This window comes from Variovorax sp. OK605, from assembly GCF_900115445.1.
Classification (GTDB): Bacteria; Pseudomonadota; Gammaproteobacteria; order Burkholderiales; family Burkholderiaceae_C; genus Variovorax.
In genome coordinates this window covers 434,051-448,717 of the sequence record NZ_FOWL01000003.1, presented here as the reverse complement: position 1 = coordinate 448,717, position 14,667 = coordinate 434,051, and the positions used below count along the sequence as shown (strand labels likewise).

Genomic DNA, 14,667 nt, shown 5'->3' with positions numbered 1-14,667 from the left:
GGTCAGCGCCTTTTTTCATGGGGAGGCCGCGGCTCAGTTGCCCAGGGCGCCCAACGGCTTGCCGTTGATCTTCAGGCTGCCGTCGCTGTACTCGACCTGGCCGGTCACGTCGTCGCCGTCGCGCTTCACGTAGCCCTTTTCCTCGCTCTGCTCGACCAGGCCGGCCACCATTTCGGGCGGGGGCGTCTGGCCGGTCTGGGCGCCGGTCTCGGCCATCTTCTCGAGCCACTTCATCGGCAGGCGCGCATTCGCCTTGAGCACGCCGCGCTTCATCAGCAAGGCGGTGCCGGGCAGCTGCAGGTCTTCATCGGTCACACCGGCCATGCCGGCCATGTAGCTGACCTCGCCGCGCTTGCCGTCGATCTCGACCAGCATCCTGTCGACGCCGCCTTCGGGGCTGTACTTGGCCATGGCCTTCAGGTCGGGGGCCAACTGGTCGGCCATCGCCTTCATGGCGGCTTGCGCGGCCTTGCTGCCGCCCTTGCCGCAGCCGTTGGCCGCGCTCGACTGCATCCACGCATCGGCCACCTTCTTGTAGGTCGCGGCGTGAATGTGGCGGGCGCTGCTGGTCAGCTCGAACTTGTCGATCCTGGTCTCGCCGATCTTGCCGGCGCCCTTGACGGTGCCGCTGGAGGTGTACAGGCCGTCCTTGATGCTGGCCTCGCCGAGCAGGTCCAGGCCCTGCAGCATCACCGTGGCCACCACCTTGGGCGGCGTGTCGGCCGGAACGGCTTCGGCGCCCAGCGGGCCGCCGGTCTTCTTCACGACCAGCTCCAGCGTGTCGAGCTTGCCCTCGGTCTTGCCCGTGGCCAGGAACCAGCCGGCGCTGCTGTCCATGTCGGACTTCGCGGTGAGCTTGCCCATCTTCATGGTCGTGCCGGTGCGCGCGTCGCTGAAGTCCATGCCGGGCATGGCGAGGTCGTAGCGCACCTGCGTGCGCGCCGCGTTCACGGCCATGTGCACCTGCGCGCCTTGCCAGGCGAACTTGCCCTTGCTGGCCTCGGAAAACTGGGCGGGCGCCACCGTCATGTCGGTAGTGAAGCCGCCGTCGAAGCCGACCTTGGTGTGGGCGGTGAGGGGCTTGGCGTCGCCGAACAGCTTCTTCACCTGGGCCTGCGTCTTGTCGTCGAGCACCAGTTCGCTGTCGATGGTGGCCGCCGCCAGCGAGCCGCCGGCCAGCGGGCCGTGGCGGATGGTGTCGCGGAAGGTGATGCGCAGCGGCTTGGGCGGGGTGGCGTCGGCTTGCGCCTCGTCTTCGTCCGACTCTTCTTCCTCGGTGCCCTCGGGTTTCGCCGGTTTGGCCGGGGTTTGCGCGGTGGCGGTGGCGTCGGTGGCGCAGCCGATTTCCAGCGTCACGGTGCTGACGGCACCGAGGAAGCCGCGTTCGTATTGACGCTCGGTCACGCGCACCAGCGCGGTCTGCTTCGGCAACTCGTCGAGCGCGGTGTCGTAGCGCGACTTGACCTGCGACCCGGCCCACCAGGTGCTGCCGCCGTAGGCCACCGCGATGGCCGCGGCCAGGACTCCCAAAACTGCTTTCTTGCTCAAGGCTTTCTCTCTTTTATGTCGAATGATCGGATAGGCCCCCGCCGCCGTATGGACAAACACAGCCAGGCGCCGGGCCCGCGTTGCCTCCTCCGACAACGCCGGGCGATGCTAACGGAGTTGCCGGGCAAATTACCCGTCGGGTCGGCCGGCATGCAGAGACATCGCCCGCGCTGGCGAGTTCTCTATACAATCGCGCGCCTGTTCCGCCAGCCATGTCCGGTCCGCATGGACAAGATGTGACTTTCGGCACGGGGCGCCGCACGTTTCTGGCGGGCTTTCGGGGGTATAACCCCGGGGTTCGTCACTGGCGGGCACCCCGACAACGGAGACCCCGTGCGGCCTGAAGGCTGCCGAGGTCTCGATGGGAGGAGACACCCAGTGAAAGCGCGTTCCAGTTCGTCAAAGGAGCCAGTCACCGTGAAGACACCCGCCGCAAAGGCCACGCCAGCCACCAAGCCCGCCGCCAAGAAGGCGCCGGCTGCGAAGCAGGCTGTACCTGCGGCAAGGAAGGTTTCTTCCGCGGCACATGACTCCGACGCGAAGGAGAAAAGCGCATCCAAAAAGCCCGCAGCACCCACGGCCAAGGCCGAGACCGCTGCGACAAAGAAGTCCGCCAAGCCTGCAACTGCTGCGACCAAGACCGCAGGCGCGGGTCCATCGTCATCCAAACCCGTCGGCCGCCCTGCTGCCGTTCCTTCCGTCCCCTCGAGTCCCATGAAAAAAACGGCTGCCGCCTCCACTTCCGCCCCGGCGACACCCTCGATGCCCGCTCAAACCGCCACGCCCGCTCCCGCGCGTGGTGGCCGCGTGTCCCGGCTGTCGCAACTGACCGTTCCCTCGATGCCGCAATCCGTGGCCTCGACCGCGGCCAAGTCCAGTTTCTCGCAGGCGCCTTCCAACGCGCTGGTGCCGCCGCCGCCGCTGGCCGTCAAGAAAGACCCCAAGCTGGCCAACAACTGGAAGACCAAGACGCCCGCCGAGCTGAGCGACGCCGAAGTCATCGCCATGCCCGATGACGAGTACATGAACGACAAGCAGATGGCGTTCTTCCGCCTGAAGCTCGAAGAACTCAAGCGCGGCATCCTCGAGAACGCCGGCGAGACCACCGAGCACCTGCGCGAAGACACCGTGGTGGTGCCTGACCCGGCCGACCGCGCCACCATCGAGGAAGAGCACGCCCTGGAGCTGCGCACGCGCGACCGCGAACGCAAGCTGCTGAAGAAGATCGAGCAGTCGATCCAGCGCATCGACGCCGGCGACTACGGCTACTGCGACGAGACCGGCGAGCCGATCGGCGTGGGCCGCCTGCTGGCCCGCCCGACCGCCACGCTGTCGCTCGAGGCGCAACAGCGCCGTGAACTCAAGCAGAAGATGTTCGGGGATTGATCGAACGCAAGCCCAGGACACTTTTCGTTCGATAGTCTTCACCGCATGGCCAAGGAAGAATCGGGCCGCCTGCTCTCCAAGGTGGCCAAGTTTGTCCGCAATCCCCTGAAGGATTGGTCGGAGCTGGATGCGCCTTCCGCATCGGACTCCTCGCTGCCCGATCAGACCTACAGCCGCGAGATGCTGAAGGAAATGATCGAGCGGCGCCAGCGCAACGATTTCGTGCGCCGGCGCGAGTTCGACATGCTGCGCAAGCTGCGCCAGCGCGAAGCCGCCGCCCACGCCTTCGAGGCGACGGCAACGCCGTCTTCGTTCAATCCCAACAGCGCCTCCGGAAAACACGAGGGCCGCGCGCTCACGCTCAAGAAGATCGACGAGATCGAAGAGCAGATGTCGCAGCAGTGGTGGAAGGGCAGGGGGCCGAACGGCGAAACCCTGGTCAGCCCGCCGCCCGACGCCGGCGCCGAGACGCTGCCGCCCGTGCACACCGACGACCTGGCCGAGGAGTCGGCGCAGCGTGCGCCCGCCGTGGCGGCGCCCATGTCGCCCGCCGCGCCCGCGGCAGCCGTGTCGCCCGCGCATGCCGAAGTGGCTGACGCCGCCGACGCTTTCGACCAGCCTTCCGTGCCGGCCAGCGGTGCGCCGCTGATGTCCTCGCGCCTGGCGCACGACAGCGCGCTCGAAGAAGCCGTGATCCGCTTTGCGCACGGCGACGACACCGGCGCCGAAGCGGTTCTGCTGCAGGCGCTGGCCTCCGAGAGCGCCTCGCCCGACGACACCGACAACGGCCCCGCCGCCGAGCGCGACGACGGCCGCTGGCGCGCCCTGTTCGACCTGTACCGCGCCACGGGCGACGCCGCGAAGTTCGCGTCGGCCCGCATGCGCTTCGCCCAGCGCATGCGGCGCATGGGGCCCGACTGGGTTTCGCTCGAGGAGCTGGCGCGCAGCGTCAAGGCCGTCACCGCGAGCGAGGAGGCCGGTGCGGCTTCCGACGGTGGCGCCCATGCCGACTGGGCCTGCCCGCCGCGCCTGGCGCGCGAGGGCTTGATGGAACTTACGCGCGCGCTGTCGAAGGCCGGATCGGTCTGGACGCTCGACTGGCGCGCACTGACCGCGGTGGAGGCCGAGGCTGCCGCGCCGCTGCGCGTGCTGTTCAACCACTGGTCCGATTCGCCCGTGCAGCTGCGCTTCATGGGTTCGGCGCAGCTGCTGGCCGTGCTGTCGGAGGCGGCGCCCAACAACGAGCGCGGCACCGACGACGTGTGGTGGCAGCTGCACCTGGCCGCGCTGCGGCTGATGCACCTGCCCGACGACTTCGAGCTGGTGGCGCTGAACTACTGCATCACCTACGAGGTGTCCCCGCCGTCGTGGCAGGACCCGCGCGGCGAATGCACCGCGCTGGCCGCGCCGCCGGTGAGCCGCTCCAGCTCGGTGTGGTCGCTGCTGTCGGTCGGCGGCGATTCGGAGAGCTTCCCGTCGCACGACACCGGCTTTGCCGCGCTGGCGGGCGATTTGCGGGGCGAGTCGCTGTCGTCGTGGCAGCGGCTGGACAACGACCTGCGGCACACCACCGCGCCGGTCATTTCGTGCGCGGCGCTGCTGCGCATGGACCTGGCCGCCGCCGGCACGCTGCTGAGCTGGGTGCGCGCGCGGGACGCCAATGGCGAGCGGGTGCAGTTCGTCGATGCGCACAGGCTCATTGCCGCCCTGTTCAACCTGGTCGGCATCGCCGATCACGCCACGGTGACGGTCAGGAAGAACTGACCCTTCACGGGGCCTCTTCGGAGGCCGCACCAGCGGCCCGGTTCGGCCGGTTGCGCGGTGGTCCCGGAAAGGATTCGGGTCGTAACAAGGGGGTTGCATTGCATCCCCGCACCCCCAGATGGCTGCGATGGAACAGTTTCACGGCACCACCATCGTGAGCGTGCGCCGCAAGACCCCCCAAGGCGATCAGGTCGCCATTGGCGGGGACGGGCAGGTCACTCTCGGCAATATCGTCATCAAGGGCACCGCGCGCAAAGTGCGCCGCCTGTATCACGGCAAGGTGCTCGCCGGCTTTGCCGGCGCCACGGCCGACGCCTTCACGCTCTTCGAGCGCTTCGAGGCCAAGCTCGAAAAGCACCAGGGTCACCTGACCCGCGCGGCCGTCGAGCTCACGAAAGACTGGCGCACCGACCGCGTGCTGCGCAAGCTCGAGGCCATGCTGGCCGTGGCCGACGCGACCACCTCGCTCATCATCACCGGCAACGGCGACGTGCTGGAACCCGAAGACGGCGTGATCGCCATCGGTTCGGGCGGCGCGTATGCCCAGTCGGCGGCCAAGGCGCTGATCGAGAACACCGAGCTCTCGGCCGAGCAGATCGTGCGCAAATCGCTGGGGATCGCCGGAGAAATCTGCATTTACACGAACATGAACCACACGGTGGAAGCGCTCTGACCATGTCCATGACCCCCCAGGAAATCGTCTCCGAGCTCGACAACCACATCGTCGGGCAGCCCGCCGCCAAGCGCGCCGTGGCCATTGCGCTGCGCAACCGCTGGCGCCGCCAGCAGGTCGACGACAAGCTGCGCCACGAGATCACGCCCAAGAACATCCTCATGATCGGCCCCACGGGCGTGGGCAAGACCGAGATCGCCCGCCGCCTCGCGCGCCTGGCCGATGCGCCCTTCATCAAGGTCGAGGCCACCAAGTTCACCGAGGTGGGCTACGTGGGCAAGGACGTCGATTCGATCATTCGCGACCTCGCCGAGATCGCCGTCAAGCAGACGCGCGAATCGGAGAGCGTGAAGGTGCGCGCGCGCGCCGAGGACGCGGCCGAGGAACGCATCCTCGACGTGCTGCTGCCGCCCGCGCGCGGGGCCGATGGCGGCGCCACCGGCACCCCTGCCGCCGACGGCAACAACACCACCCGCCAGGCCTTTCGCAAGAAGCTGCGCGAGCACCAGCTCGACGACAAGGAGATCGAACTCGACCTCGCCGAGACGCGTGCGCCGCTGGAGATCATGGGCCCGGCCGGCATGGAGGAAATGACCGAGCAACTGCGCGGCATGTTCGGCCAGATGGGCGGCGGCAAGCGCAAGACGCGCAAGCTCAAGATCTCCGAGGCGATGCGCCTGCTGGTCGACGAGGAAGCCGCCAAGCTGGTGAACGAGGACGAGATCCGCGCGCAGGCCATCACCAACGCGGAGCAGAACGGCATCGTCTTCATCGACGAGATCGACAAGGTCGCCACGCGCAGCGAGGCGCAGGGCTCCGACGTGTCGCGCCAGGGCGTGCAGCGCGACCTGCTGCCGCTGGTGGAAGGCACGGCGGTCACCACCAAGTACGGCGTGGTGCGCACCGACCACATGCTGTTCATTGCGAGCGGTGCGTTCCACCTGAGCAAGCCGAGCGACCTGATCCCCGAGCTGCAGGGGCGCTTTCCGATTCGCGTGGAGCTGCAGTCGCTTTCGGTGGCGGACTTCGAAAGCATCCTCACGCAGACGCGTGCGTCGCTCGTGAAGCAGTACCAGGCGCTGCTGGCCACCGAAGGCGTGACGCTCGAGTTCACGCCCGAAGGCGTGAATCGCCTGGCCGCCATCGCCTTCGAGGTGAACGAGCGCACGGAGAACATCGGCGCACGCCGTCTGTCGACCGTGATGGAGCGTTTGCTGGATGAGGTAAGCTTCGACGCGACCCGTCTCGAAGGGCAATCGATCCGCATCGATGCCGCCTATGTCGACGAGCGCCTTGCGGCACTAAGTCACGACGAAGACCTTTCGCGCTTCATTCTCTGAAGCCGCTTCCATTGCCTCTGTTACGGGGCAATGCTTCACGCATCACTTTCACTGCGTGAGCTAAGTAGTTCATTCTCAACGAAATTCGCCGATTCCAAGGATTTGGAATCGGCGCTAAGTCGTTGATTCCATTACAAAAAATACCACCTACGGCCAGTTGCTTCCTAAGTGTTTCCTGCTACAGTGCAAAAAAGTGCAGTTAAGTGGGAAAAAGTGCGGGTAGTGCCTCTTTCGGGTGCTGCAGCACTCCCAACACAGGGGTTTCGTGGTCGTGTTTCAAGGCGCTTCATCGCTCAGTCTGGATGCCAAGGGGCGGCTCTCCGTGCCGACCCGGCATCGCGACGTCCTGAGCGCCACGGCAGGCGGCCAGCTCACGATCACCAAGCATCCGCACGGATGCCTGATGGTGTTCCCCCGTCCCGAATGGGAAAAATTCCGCGAACGCATCGCCGCCTTGCCGATGTCGGCACAGTGGTGGAAGCGCGTCTTCCTGGGCAATGCCATGGACGTGGAGATGGACGGCACCGGCCGCATCCTGGTGTCGCCCGAACTGCGCGCGGCCACCGGCATTGCGCGCGACACCCTGCTCCTGGGCATGGGCAACCACTTCGAACTCTGGGACAAGGCCACGTACGAGGCCAAGGAGGCTGAGGCCACCCAGGGCGAGATGCCGGATGTGTTTCAGGACTTCGCGTTCTGAGGACTCACGTGAACACCCCATGGACCCATACGACCGTCTTGCTGAACGAAGCGGTGGAAGCTCTTCTTTCAGGCAGCACGGAAGCCTCCGGCACCTACGTGGACGCCACCTTCGGGCGGGGAGGGCATGCGCGCGCAATCCTCTCCAGGCTGGGGCCGCAGGGCAGGCTGATCGCATTCGACAAGGATGCGGAAGCAGTGGCCGAAGCAGCGCGCATCTCCGATGCGCGTTTTTCCATCCGGCACCAGGGATTCCGTTCGCTGGGCGAGCTGCCCGGCGCGAGCGTCACCGGCTTGCTGATGGACCTGGGCGTGAGCTCGCCCCAGATCGACAACCCGGTGCGTGGTTTCAGTTTTCGTTTCGACGGCCCGCTCGACATGCGCATGGACACCACGCGCGGCGAGAGCGTGGCCGAGTGGCTGGCGACAGCCGAACTTCAGCAGATTGCAGAGGTGATCCGTGACTATGGCGAAGAACGGTTTGCTGTTCAGATTGCAAAGGCGATTGTTGCTCGCCGACAAGAACGGGGCCCAATTTCAACCACCACCGAACTGGCCGAGCTCGTGGCTGGCACGGTCAAAACCCGCGAGCAGGGCCAGAACCCTGCAACGCGCACATTTCAGGCTTTTCGGATTTTCATCAACGCCGAGCTTGAAGAGCTGCAACAGGCGCTAGAAGCGAGCCTGTCCGTGCTGCAGCCCGGCGGCCGGCTCGCGGTGATCAGCTTCCACTCGCTGGAAGACCGCATCGTGAAGCAGTTCATCGCGAAGCACTCCAAGGAGGTCTACGACCGCCGTGCGCCGTTTGCCGCGCCCAAGGTGATGAAGCTGCGCGCGCTGGAGCGCATCAAGCCGTCCGAAGAGGAAGTGCGCGGCAACCCCCGCTCGCGCAGCGCCATTCTTCGCGTGGCCGAGCGCACGGAGGCCGACTGACATGGCCCGTGTGAACCTGCTGCTGATGCTCGCCGTCATTGCGACGGCATTGTTCCTGGTGCATACGCAGTACCAGTCGCGCCAGCTCTACACCGAGCTCGACCGCGCGCAGCAGGAAGCCCGCAGGCTGGAGCTCGACCGTGACCGCCTGCAGGTCGAGAAGCGCGCCCAGGCCACGCCGCTGCGCGTGGAAAAGCTCGCCAAGGAGCAGCTGCAGATGCGCACCACCTCGCCGGCCATCACGCAGTACGTGCGCCCCGACGGCTCGGTGATCCCGGCCGTGGCCCCGGTGGCACCGGTCGTGCCCGTCACGTCCGGCGCCAGGCCCACCGCCAAGCCCGTTGCCAGGCCGGCCACCGCAGCGAGGTCCGCACGATGACCGGCGACAACCGCAGCGTGCGCTACACCACCAGCCCCTTGCTCGCGAGCAAGACGCCGGTGTGGCGCAGCAAGTTCATCGTGGCCGGCATCGCGCTGGGCTTCGTCATGCTGGCGGCCCGTGCCGCGTACGTGCAGGTGCTGAACAACAGCTTCTTCCAGCGCCAGGGCGAAGTGCGTTTTGCGCGCACGCTCGAGCTGCCGGCCAACCGCGGCCGCATCCTCGACCGCAACGGCCTCATCCTCGCGTCGAGCGTGGTGGCGCCCAGCATCTGGGCCATTCCCGAAGACATCGAACGCGACGACCCCGAGGTGCGCGCCAAGCTCAAGCAGGTGGCCAAGCTGCTCGAGATGCCGCAGAAGGACTTCGACAAGAAGCTCGAGGACGAGGACAAGACCTTCGTGTGGGTCAAGCGCCAGGTCGACGAGCCCATCGCCAAGCAGATTGCCGCGCTCGGCATCAAGGGCCTGTACCAGCGCCGCGAATACAAGCGCCAGTACCCCGAAGGCGAAGCCGCCGCGCACGTGGTCGGCTTCACCAACGTGGAAGACAGCGGCCAGGAAGGCATCGAGCTCGCGTTCAACAAGGACCTGGCCGGCAAGGCCGGGTCGCGCCGCGTCATCAAGGACCGCCTGGGCCGCGTGGTCGAAGGCGTGGGCGACACCGTGCCGCCGCTGGACGGCAAGGACATCCAGTTGAGCGTCGACAGCAAGGTGCAGTTCTTCGCGTACCAGAAGCTGCGCGACGCCGTGACGGCGCGCAAGGCCAAGGCCGGCAGCGTGGTGGTGCTCGACAGCATCACGGGCGAAGTGCTGGCGCTGGCCAACTACCCGAGCTACGTGCCCGACAAGCGCCAGAACCTCACCGGCGAGCAGCTGCGCAACCGCGCCGTGACCGACACCTTCGAGCCCGGCTCGACCATGAAGCCCATCACGGTCGGCATGGCGCTGGAAGCCGGCCGCGTGAAGCCCTCGACGCTGATCGACACCGCGCCCGGCCGCTTCCAGATCGGCGGCTTCACCATCAGCGACACGCACAACTACGGCACGCTGACGGTCGAGGGCGTGATCCAGAAGTCGAGCAACGTCGGCGCGCTCAAGATCGCCCAGAAGATGACCCCGCACGAGATGTGGGACACCTACACCGCGCTGGGCTACGGCCAGAAGCCGCAGATCCAGTTCCCCGGCGCCGTCACCGGCCGCCTGCGTCCCTGGAAGACCTGGAAGCCGGTCGAGCAGGCCACCATGGCCTACGGCTACGGCCTGTCTGCGTCGCTGTTCCAGATGGCGCATTCGTACACCTCGTTCGCGCACGACGGTTCGCTCATTCCCGTCACCATCCTGAAGAACACCGAGCCGCCGGTCGGTGTGCGCGTGTTCTCGCCGTCGAACGCACTGGCCGTTCGCAAGATGCTGCAGATGGCTGCCGGCCCGGGCGGCACCGGCACGCGCGCGCAGACGGTCGGCTATTCGGTCGGCGGCAAGTCGGGCACGGCGCACAAACAGGTTGGCAAGGGTTACGCGAGTAACAAATACCGTGCGTGGTTCACCGGCATGGCACCGATCGAAAAGCCGCGCATCATCGTGGCCGTGATGATCGACGAGCCGACCGACGGCCAGTATTTCGGCGGGCTGGCAGCAGCCCCCGTGTTCAGCGAAGTCGTGCAGCAGACGCTGCGCATGATGAACGTACCGCCCGACCTGGCGGTCAAACCGCTTGTGATGACGCAGGGCGTCGACGAGAGCTTCTGAACATGCTGACCTTCACTTCCCCCCCATTGGCCGCGGCCTGGCTCAAGGAGCGCGCGCCGCAGGCCGCGCTGCACGCCGACAGCCGCGCCGTGGGCGCGGGCGATGTCTTCATCGCCTGGCCCGGCGCCGCGACCGACGGGCGCAAGCACGTGGCCGCCGCGCTGGCGCAGGGCGCCGCGGTGTGCCTGGTCGAGCACGAAGGCGTCGAGGCCTTCGGCTTCGACGCCGCGCTCGTCGACGACGCCCGCATCGTGAGCTACCCCGGCCTCAAGGCCGCCACCGGCCCGATCGCCGCGGCCTTCTACGACCACCCCTCGGTGCTGCTCGACGTGCTCGCCGTGACCGGCACCAACGGCAAGACCTCCACCGCCTGGTGGCTGGCCGAGTCGCTCTCCACGCTGCGCGCGGCGGGCGGCGTGCGCGTGATGAAGCCCGACGGCACCATGCAGCGCGACGCGCCGTCGCCCTGCGCGGTGATGGGCACGCTCGGCATCGGCGTGCCGCCCGAGCTGACCTACACCGGCCTGACCACGCCCGACCCCGTGATGATGCAGCGCGAACTGCGTTCGCTGGTCGAGCGCGGCTTCGGCGCCTGCGCCATCGAGGCCTCGTCCATCGGCATCGCCGAGCGCCGCCTCGACGGTGCGCAGATCGCGGTGGCCGTGTTCACCAACTTCACGCAGGACCACCTGGACTACCACGGCAGCATGGACGCCTACTGGCAGGCCAAGGCCGAGCTGTTCCGCTGGCCCGGCCTGCGCGCCGCGGTGATCAACATCGACGACACCCACGGCGCCAGCCTGTGCGCGAACCTGATCGACGCGGGCATCGGCGCGCTCGACGTGTGGACCGTCTCGGCCGACGGCAAGCCCGCCCGCCTGATGGCGCGCGACGTCGGCTACGACGCGCAGGGCCTGCAGTTCTCGGTGGCCGAGCACGGCAGCGCCGCGGTGGAGCGGCTGTCGACCGGCCTCATCGGCCAGTACAACGTGGCCAACCTGCTCGGCGTGCTGGGCACGCTGCGCGCGCTCGGCCTCACGCTGGCGCAGGCCGCGGCCGCTTGCGCCAACCTCACGAGCGTGCCGGGCCGCATGGACCGCGCCGGCACCGGCGAAGGCGCACCGCTGGTCGTGGTCGACTACGCCCACACGCCCGACGCACTCGACAAGGCCCTCATCGGCCTGCGCCCGCTGGCCAGGCAGCGCGGCGGCGCGCTGTGGTGCCTGTTCGGCTGTGGCGGCGACCGCGACCCGATCAAGCGCCCGATGATGGCCGCCGTGGCCGAACGCCAGGCCGACCGCGTGGTCGTCACCAGCGACAACCCGCGCAGCGAAAAGCCCGACGCGATCATCAGCCAGGTGCTGCGCGGCTTCTCGCGCCCCGACGCGGCGCAGGTGCAGCCCGACCGCGGCATGGCCATTGCCGACGTGATCGCGCAGGCCGCGCCGCAGGACGTGGTGCTCGTCGCCGGCAAGGGCCACGAGGCCTGGCAGGAAATTGCCGGCCAGCGCATCGAGTTTTCCGACAAGGCGCACGCGCTGGACGCGTTGGCCCTGCGAGGTGCGGCATGACCGACACGACGGCCCTCGACCTCACGCTGGCCCAGGTGCAGCAATGGATTCCGGGTTCGCGCCTGGTGGGCGACGCCTCGCGCGTCATCGCCCGCGTGCACACCGACACGCGCACGCTCGCGGCCGGCGACCTGTTCGTCGCGCTCAAGGGCGAGCGCTTCGACGCCAACGACTTCCTCGCGGATGCGAAGAAGCAGGGCGCCGTGGCGGCCATCGCGCATGGCGGCCTGCAAGCCGCCGGCCTCGACGGGCTCGAGGTGAGCGACTCGCTGGCCGCGCTCGGCGCGCTCGGCGCGGGCTGGCGCGCGCAGTTCGAGCTGCCGCTCATCGCCGTCACCGGCAGCAACGGCAAGACCACGGTCACGCAGATGATCGCGGCCATCCTGTTCGCCGTGCGCAGCGACCGCGCGCTGGCCACGGCCGGCAACTTCAACAACGAGATCGGCGTGCCGCTCACGCTGCTGCGCCTGCGCGCGGAGCACCGCCGCGCGGTGATCGAGCTGGGCATGAACCATCCGGGCGAAATCGCGCGGCTGGCCGCCATCTCGCGCCCGACCATCGCGCTGGTGAACAACGCGCAGCGCGAGCACCAGGAGTTCATGGCCAGCGTCGAAGCCGTGGCCGTGGAAAACGCCTCCGTGTTCGCGGTGCTGCCCGAAGACGGCACGGCCGTGTTCCCGCACGGCGACACCTTCACCTCGCTGTGGACCGACATGGCGCGCGGCTCCGGTTCGCGCCGCTGCATGAGCTTCGGCGAGTCCGAAGACGCCGACATCTCGCTGGAGAGCGCCGAATGGGCGCAGGGCGCATGGGCCGTGCGCATCCGCACGCCGCTGGGTGTGTTCACCACGCGGCTGCACATCGCCGGCCGCCACAACGTCGTGAACGCGCTCGCGGCCACCGCCTGCGCGCTGGCTGCCGGCGTGTCGACGGAAACTATCGCGGCCGGCCTCGAAGCCTTCGAGCCGGTCAAGGGCCGCTCGCGCGCCGGGCAGGTGGTGCTGGCCGGCGGCCATGCGATCACGCTGGTCGACGACAGCTACAACGCCAACCCCGATTCCGTGATTGCCGCCATCGACGTGCTCGCCGCCCTGCCGGGCCCGCGCCTGCTGGTGCTCGGCGACATGGCCGAGGTGGGCAACCGTTCGCCGGAGTTCCACGCCGAAGTCGGCGACTGGGCGCGGCAGCGCGGCATCGAGTCGGTCTACACGCTGGGCAACGCGACGGCGCACACCGTCACCGCGTTCGGCGCCGGTGCCGAAGGCCGCCATTTCGATACGTTCGACGCCCTCGGCGCCGCCGTGCTCGCACGCCTGCCGCAGGTCGGCAGCGTGCTGGTCAAGGGATCGCGCTCCATGAAGATGGAACGCGCAGTGAAAGCCATCGAGGCACAACAACAAAAGGAGGCCGGTCATGACGCATGAGCCGCGCGAAAACACATGCTGCTGACGCTGGCCCAATGGCTGCAGACGCTGTCGCCCGAATTCGGGTTCCTGCGCATCTTCCAGTACCTCACCTTCCGCGCGCTGATGGCCGCGCTGACCGCGCTCGTGGTCGGCCTGGTGGCCGGCCCGTTCGTGATCCGCCGCCTGGCCGCGCTCAAGATCGGCCAGCCGGTGCGCGGCTACGGCATGGAAACGCACCTCACCAAGAGCGGCACGCCCACCATGGGCGGCGTGCTGGTGCTGTTCGCCATCGCCTTCGCCACGCTGCTGTGGTTCGATATGTCGAACCGGTTCGTGTGGATCGTGCTGTGGGTCACCATGGGCTTCGGCGCCATCGGCTGGGTCGACGACTGGCGCAAGGTGGTGCGCAAGGACCCGGAAGGCATGCGCTCGCGCGAGAAGTATTTCTGGCAGTCGGTGGTCGGCCTGATCGCCGGCTTCTACCTGCTGTTCAGCATTTCCGAGAGCTCCAACTGGCGCGTGCTGCAGCTGTTCTTCGCCTGGGTGCAGTCGGGCTTCGACCTGGACTTTCCGCCGAAGATCAACCTGCTGGTGCCCTTCTTCAAGGAAGTGAGCTACCCGCTGGGCGGCATCGGCTTCGTGATCCTCACGTACCTGGTGATCGTGGGCGCGAGCAACGCCGTGAATCTCACCGACGGCCTGGACGGCCTGGCGATCATGCCGGTGGTGATGGTGGGTTCGGCGCTGGGCGTGTTCGCCTATGTCACGGGCAGCGCGGTGTACTCCAAGTACCTGCTGTTCCCCAACATCCCGGGCTCGGGCGAGCTGCTGGTGTTCTGCTCGGCCATGGCCGGCGCGGGCCTGGCGTTCCTGTGGTTCAACACGCACCCGGCGCAGGTGTTCATGGGCGACGTGGGCGCGCTGGCGCTGGGCGGCGCGCTGGGCACCATCGCGGTCATCGTGCGCCAGGAGATCGTGTTCTTCATCATGGGCGGCATCTTCGTGGTCGAGGCGATCTCGGTGATGGCGCAGGTGATGTACTTCAAGTACACCAAGAAGCGCTACGGCGAAGGCCGCCGCGTGCTCAAGATGGCGCCGCTGCACCACCACTTCGAGAAGAGCGGCTGGCGCGAGACGCAGGTCGTGGTGCGCTTCTGGATCATCACGATGCTGCTGTGCCTCGTGGGTCTTTCGACGTTGAAGCTGCGGTAACGCGA

The 14,667-nt window shown here is 67.8% G+C and carries 12 protein-coding genes; 11 read left to right on the top strand and 1 reads right to left on the bottom strand.

Annotated features, from left to right (window positions below; all coding sequences use genetic code 11):
- Positions 1 to 33: 33 nt before the first annotated feature.
- Positions 34 to 1,548, bottom strand: a complete 1,515-nt coding sequence (locus tag BM013_RS10260; protein ID WP_256221446.1) for a YdgA family protein — start codon at positions 1,546 to 1,548, stop codon at positions 34 to 36.
- Positions 1,549 to 2,310: 762 nt separating this feature from the next.
- Here BM013_RS10260 and dksA point away from each other — a divergent pair.
- The 11 genes from dksA to mraY all read left to right on the top strand — a co-directional run bounded on the left by dksA (position 2,311) and on the right by mraY (position 14,662).
- Positions 2,311 to 2,934, top strand: a complete 624-nt coding sequence (gene dksA, locus BM013_RS42195) for an RNA polymerase-binding protein DksA (protein ID WP_093126148.1) — start codon at positions 2,311 to 2,313, stop codon at positions 2,932 to 2,934.
- 45 nt (positions 2,935 to 2,979) lie between these two features.
- The gene (locus BM013_RS10250; protein ID WP_093126146.1) at positions 2,980 to 4,698 is read left to right on the top strand and encodes an STAS domain-containing protein; all 1,719 of its coding nucleotides are present in this window, start codon (positions 2,980 to 2,982) and stop codon (positions 4,696 to 4,698) included.
- Between the two features lie 127 nt (positions 4,699 to 4,825).
- Positions 4,826 to 5,371 (top strand): ATP-dependent protease subunit HslV, encoded by a 546-nt coding sequence (gene hslV, locus BM013_RS10245; RefSeq protein WP_093126143.1) that lies wholly within the window; start codon positions 4,826 to 4,828, stop codon positions 5,369 to 5,371.
- Between the two features lie 2 nt (positions 5,372 to 5,373).
- Complete coding sequence (gene hslU, locus BM013_RS10240; protein ID WP_093126140.1) at positions 5,374 to 6,711, top strand: ATP-dependent protease ATPase subunit HslU; 1,338 nt, start codon at positions 5,374 to 5,376, stop codon at positions 6,709 to 6,711.
- 271 nt (positions 6,712 to 6,982) lie between these two features.
- Positions 6,983 to 7,411, top strand: coding sequence for a division/cell wall cluster transcriptional repressor MraZ (mraZ, locus tag BM013_RS10235; RefSeq protein ID WP_013539433.1), 429 nt, complete (start codon positions 6,983 to 6,985; stop codon positions 7,409 to 7,411).
- An 8-nt stretch (positions 7,412 to 7,419) separates the two neighbouring features.
- Complete coding sequence (gene rsmH / locus BM013_RS10230; RefSeq protein ID WP_093126138.1) at positions 7,420 to 8,343, top strand: 16S rRNA (cytosine(1402)-N(4))-methyltransferase RsmH; 924 nt, start codon at positions 7,420 to 7,422, stop codon at positions 8,341 to 8,343.
- A 1-nt stretch (position 8,344) separates the two neighbouring features.
- On the top strand, positions 8,345 to 8,722 hold the full coding sequence (ftsL, locus tag BM013_RS10225) for a cell division protein FtsL (RefSeq protein ID WP_093126135.1): 378 nt from the start codon (positions 8,345 to 8,347) through the stop codon (positions 8,720 to 8,722).
- On the top strand, positions 8,719 to 10,473 hold the full coding sequence (locus BM013_RS10220; RefSeq protein ID WP_093126132.1) for a peptidoglycan D,D-transpeptidase FtsI family protein: 1,755 nt from the start codon (positions 8,719 to 8,721) through the stop codon (positions 10,471 to 10,473). The genes ftsL and BM013_RS10220 overlap by 4 nt, the downstream gene beginning before the upstream one ends.
- Positions 10,474 to 10,475: 2 nt before the next feature.
- Positions 10,476 to 12,044 carry a UDP-N-acetylmuramoyl-L-alanyl-D-glutamate--2,6-diaminopimelate ligase gene (locus BM013_RS10215; RefSeq protein ID WP_093126130.1) on the top strand — a complete coding sequence of 523 codons (1,569 nt, stop codon included), beginning with the start codon at positions 10,476 to 10,478 and terminating at the stop codon, positions 12,042 to 12,044.
- Positions 12,041 to 13,468, top strand: coding sequence for a UDP-N-acetylmuramoyl-tripeptide--D-alanyl-D-alanine ligase (gene murF, locus BM013_RS10210; RefSeq protein WP_093126127.1), 1,428 nt, complete (start codon positions 12,041 to 12,043; stop codon positions 13,466 to 13,468). Before BM013_RS10215 ends, murF begins: the two co-directional genes overlap by 4 nt.
- Positions 13,469 to 13,483: 15 nt before the next feature.
- Positions 13,484 to 14,662 carry a phospho-N-acetylmuramoyl-pentapeptide-transferase gene (mraY, locus tag BM013_RS10205; RefSeq protein WP_093126125.1) on the top strand — a complete coding sequence of 393 codons (1,179 nt, stop codon included), beginning with the start codon at positions 13,484 to 13,486 and terminating at the stop codon, positions 14,660 to 14,662.
- Positions 14,663 to 14,667 lie beyond the last annotated feature (5 nt).

Bases quoted from the DNA above. Each gene is read 5' to 3' on its own strand.
- dksA (WP_093126148.1), top strand. From the start codon at position 2,311: ATGCCCGCTCAAACCGCCACGCCCGCTCCCGCGCGTGGTGGCCGCGTG.
- BM013_RS10250 (WP_093126146.1), top strand. From the start codon at position 2,980: ATGGCCAAGGAAGAATCGGGCCGCCTGCTCTCCAAGGTGGCCAAGTTT.
- hslV (WP_093126143.1), top strand. From the start codon at position 4,826: ATGGAACAGTTTCACGGCACCACCATCGTGAGCGTGCGCCGCAAGACC.
- hslU (WP_093126140.1), top strand. From the start codon at position 5,374: ATGTCCATGACCCCCCAGGAAATCGTCTCCGAGCTCGACAACCACATC.
- ftsL (WP_093126135.1), top strand. From the start codon at position 8,345: ATGGCCCGTGTGAACCTGCTGCTGATGCTCGCCGTCATTGCGACGGCA.
- BM013_RS10220 (WP_093126132.1), top strand. From the start codon at position 8,719: ATGACCGGCGACAACCGCAGCGTGCGCTACACCACCAGCCCCTTGCTC.
- BM013_RS10215 (WP_093126130.1), top strand. From the start codon at position 10,476: ATGCTGACCTTCACTTCCCCCCCATTGGCCGCGGCCTGGCTCAAGGAG.
- murF (WP_093126127.1), top strand. From the start codon at position 12,041: ATGACCGACACGACGGCCCTCGACCTCACGCTGGCCCAGGTGCAGCAA.
- mraY (WP_093126125.1), top strand. From the start codon at position 13,484: ATGCTGCTGACGCTGGCCCAATGGCTGCAGACGCTGTCGCCCGAATTC.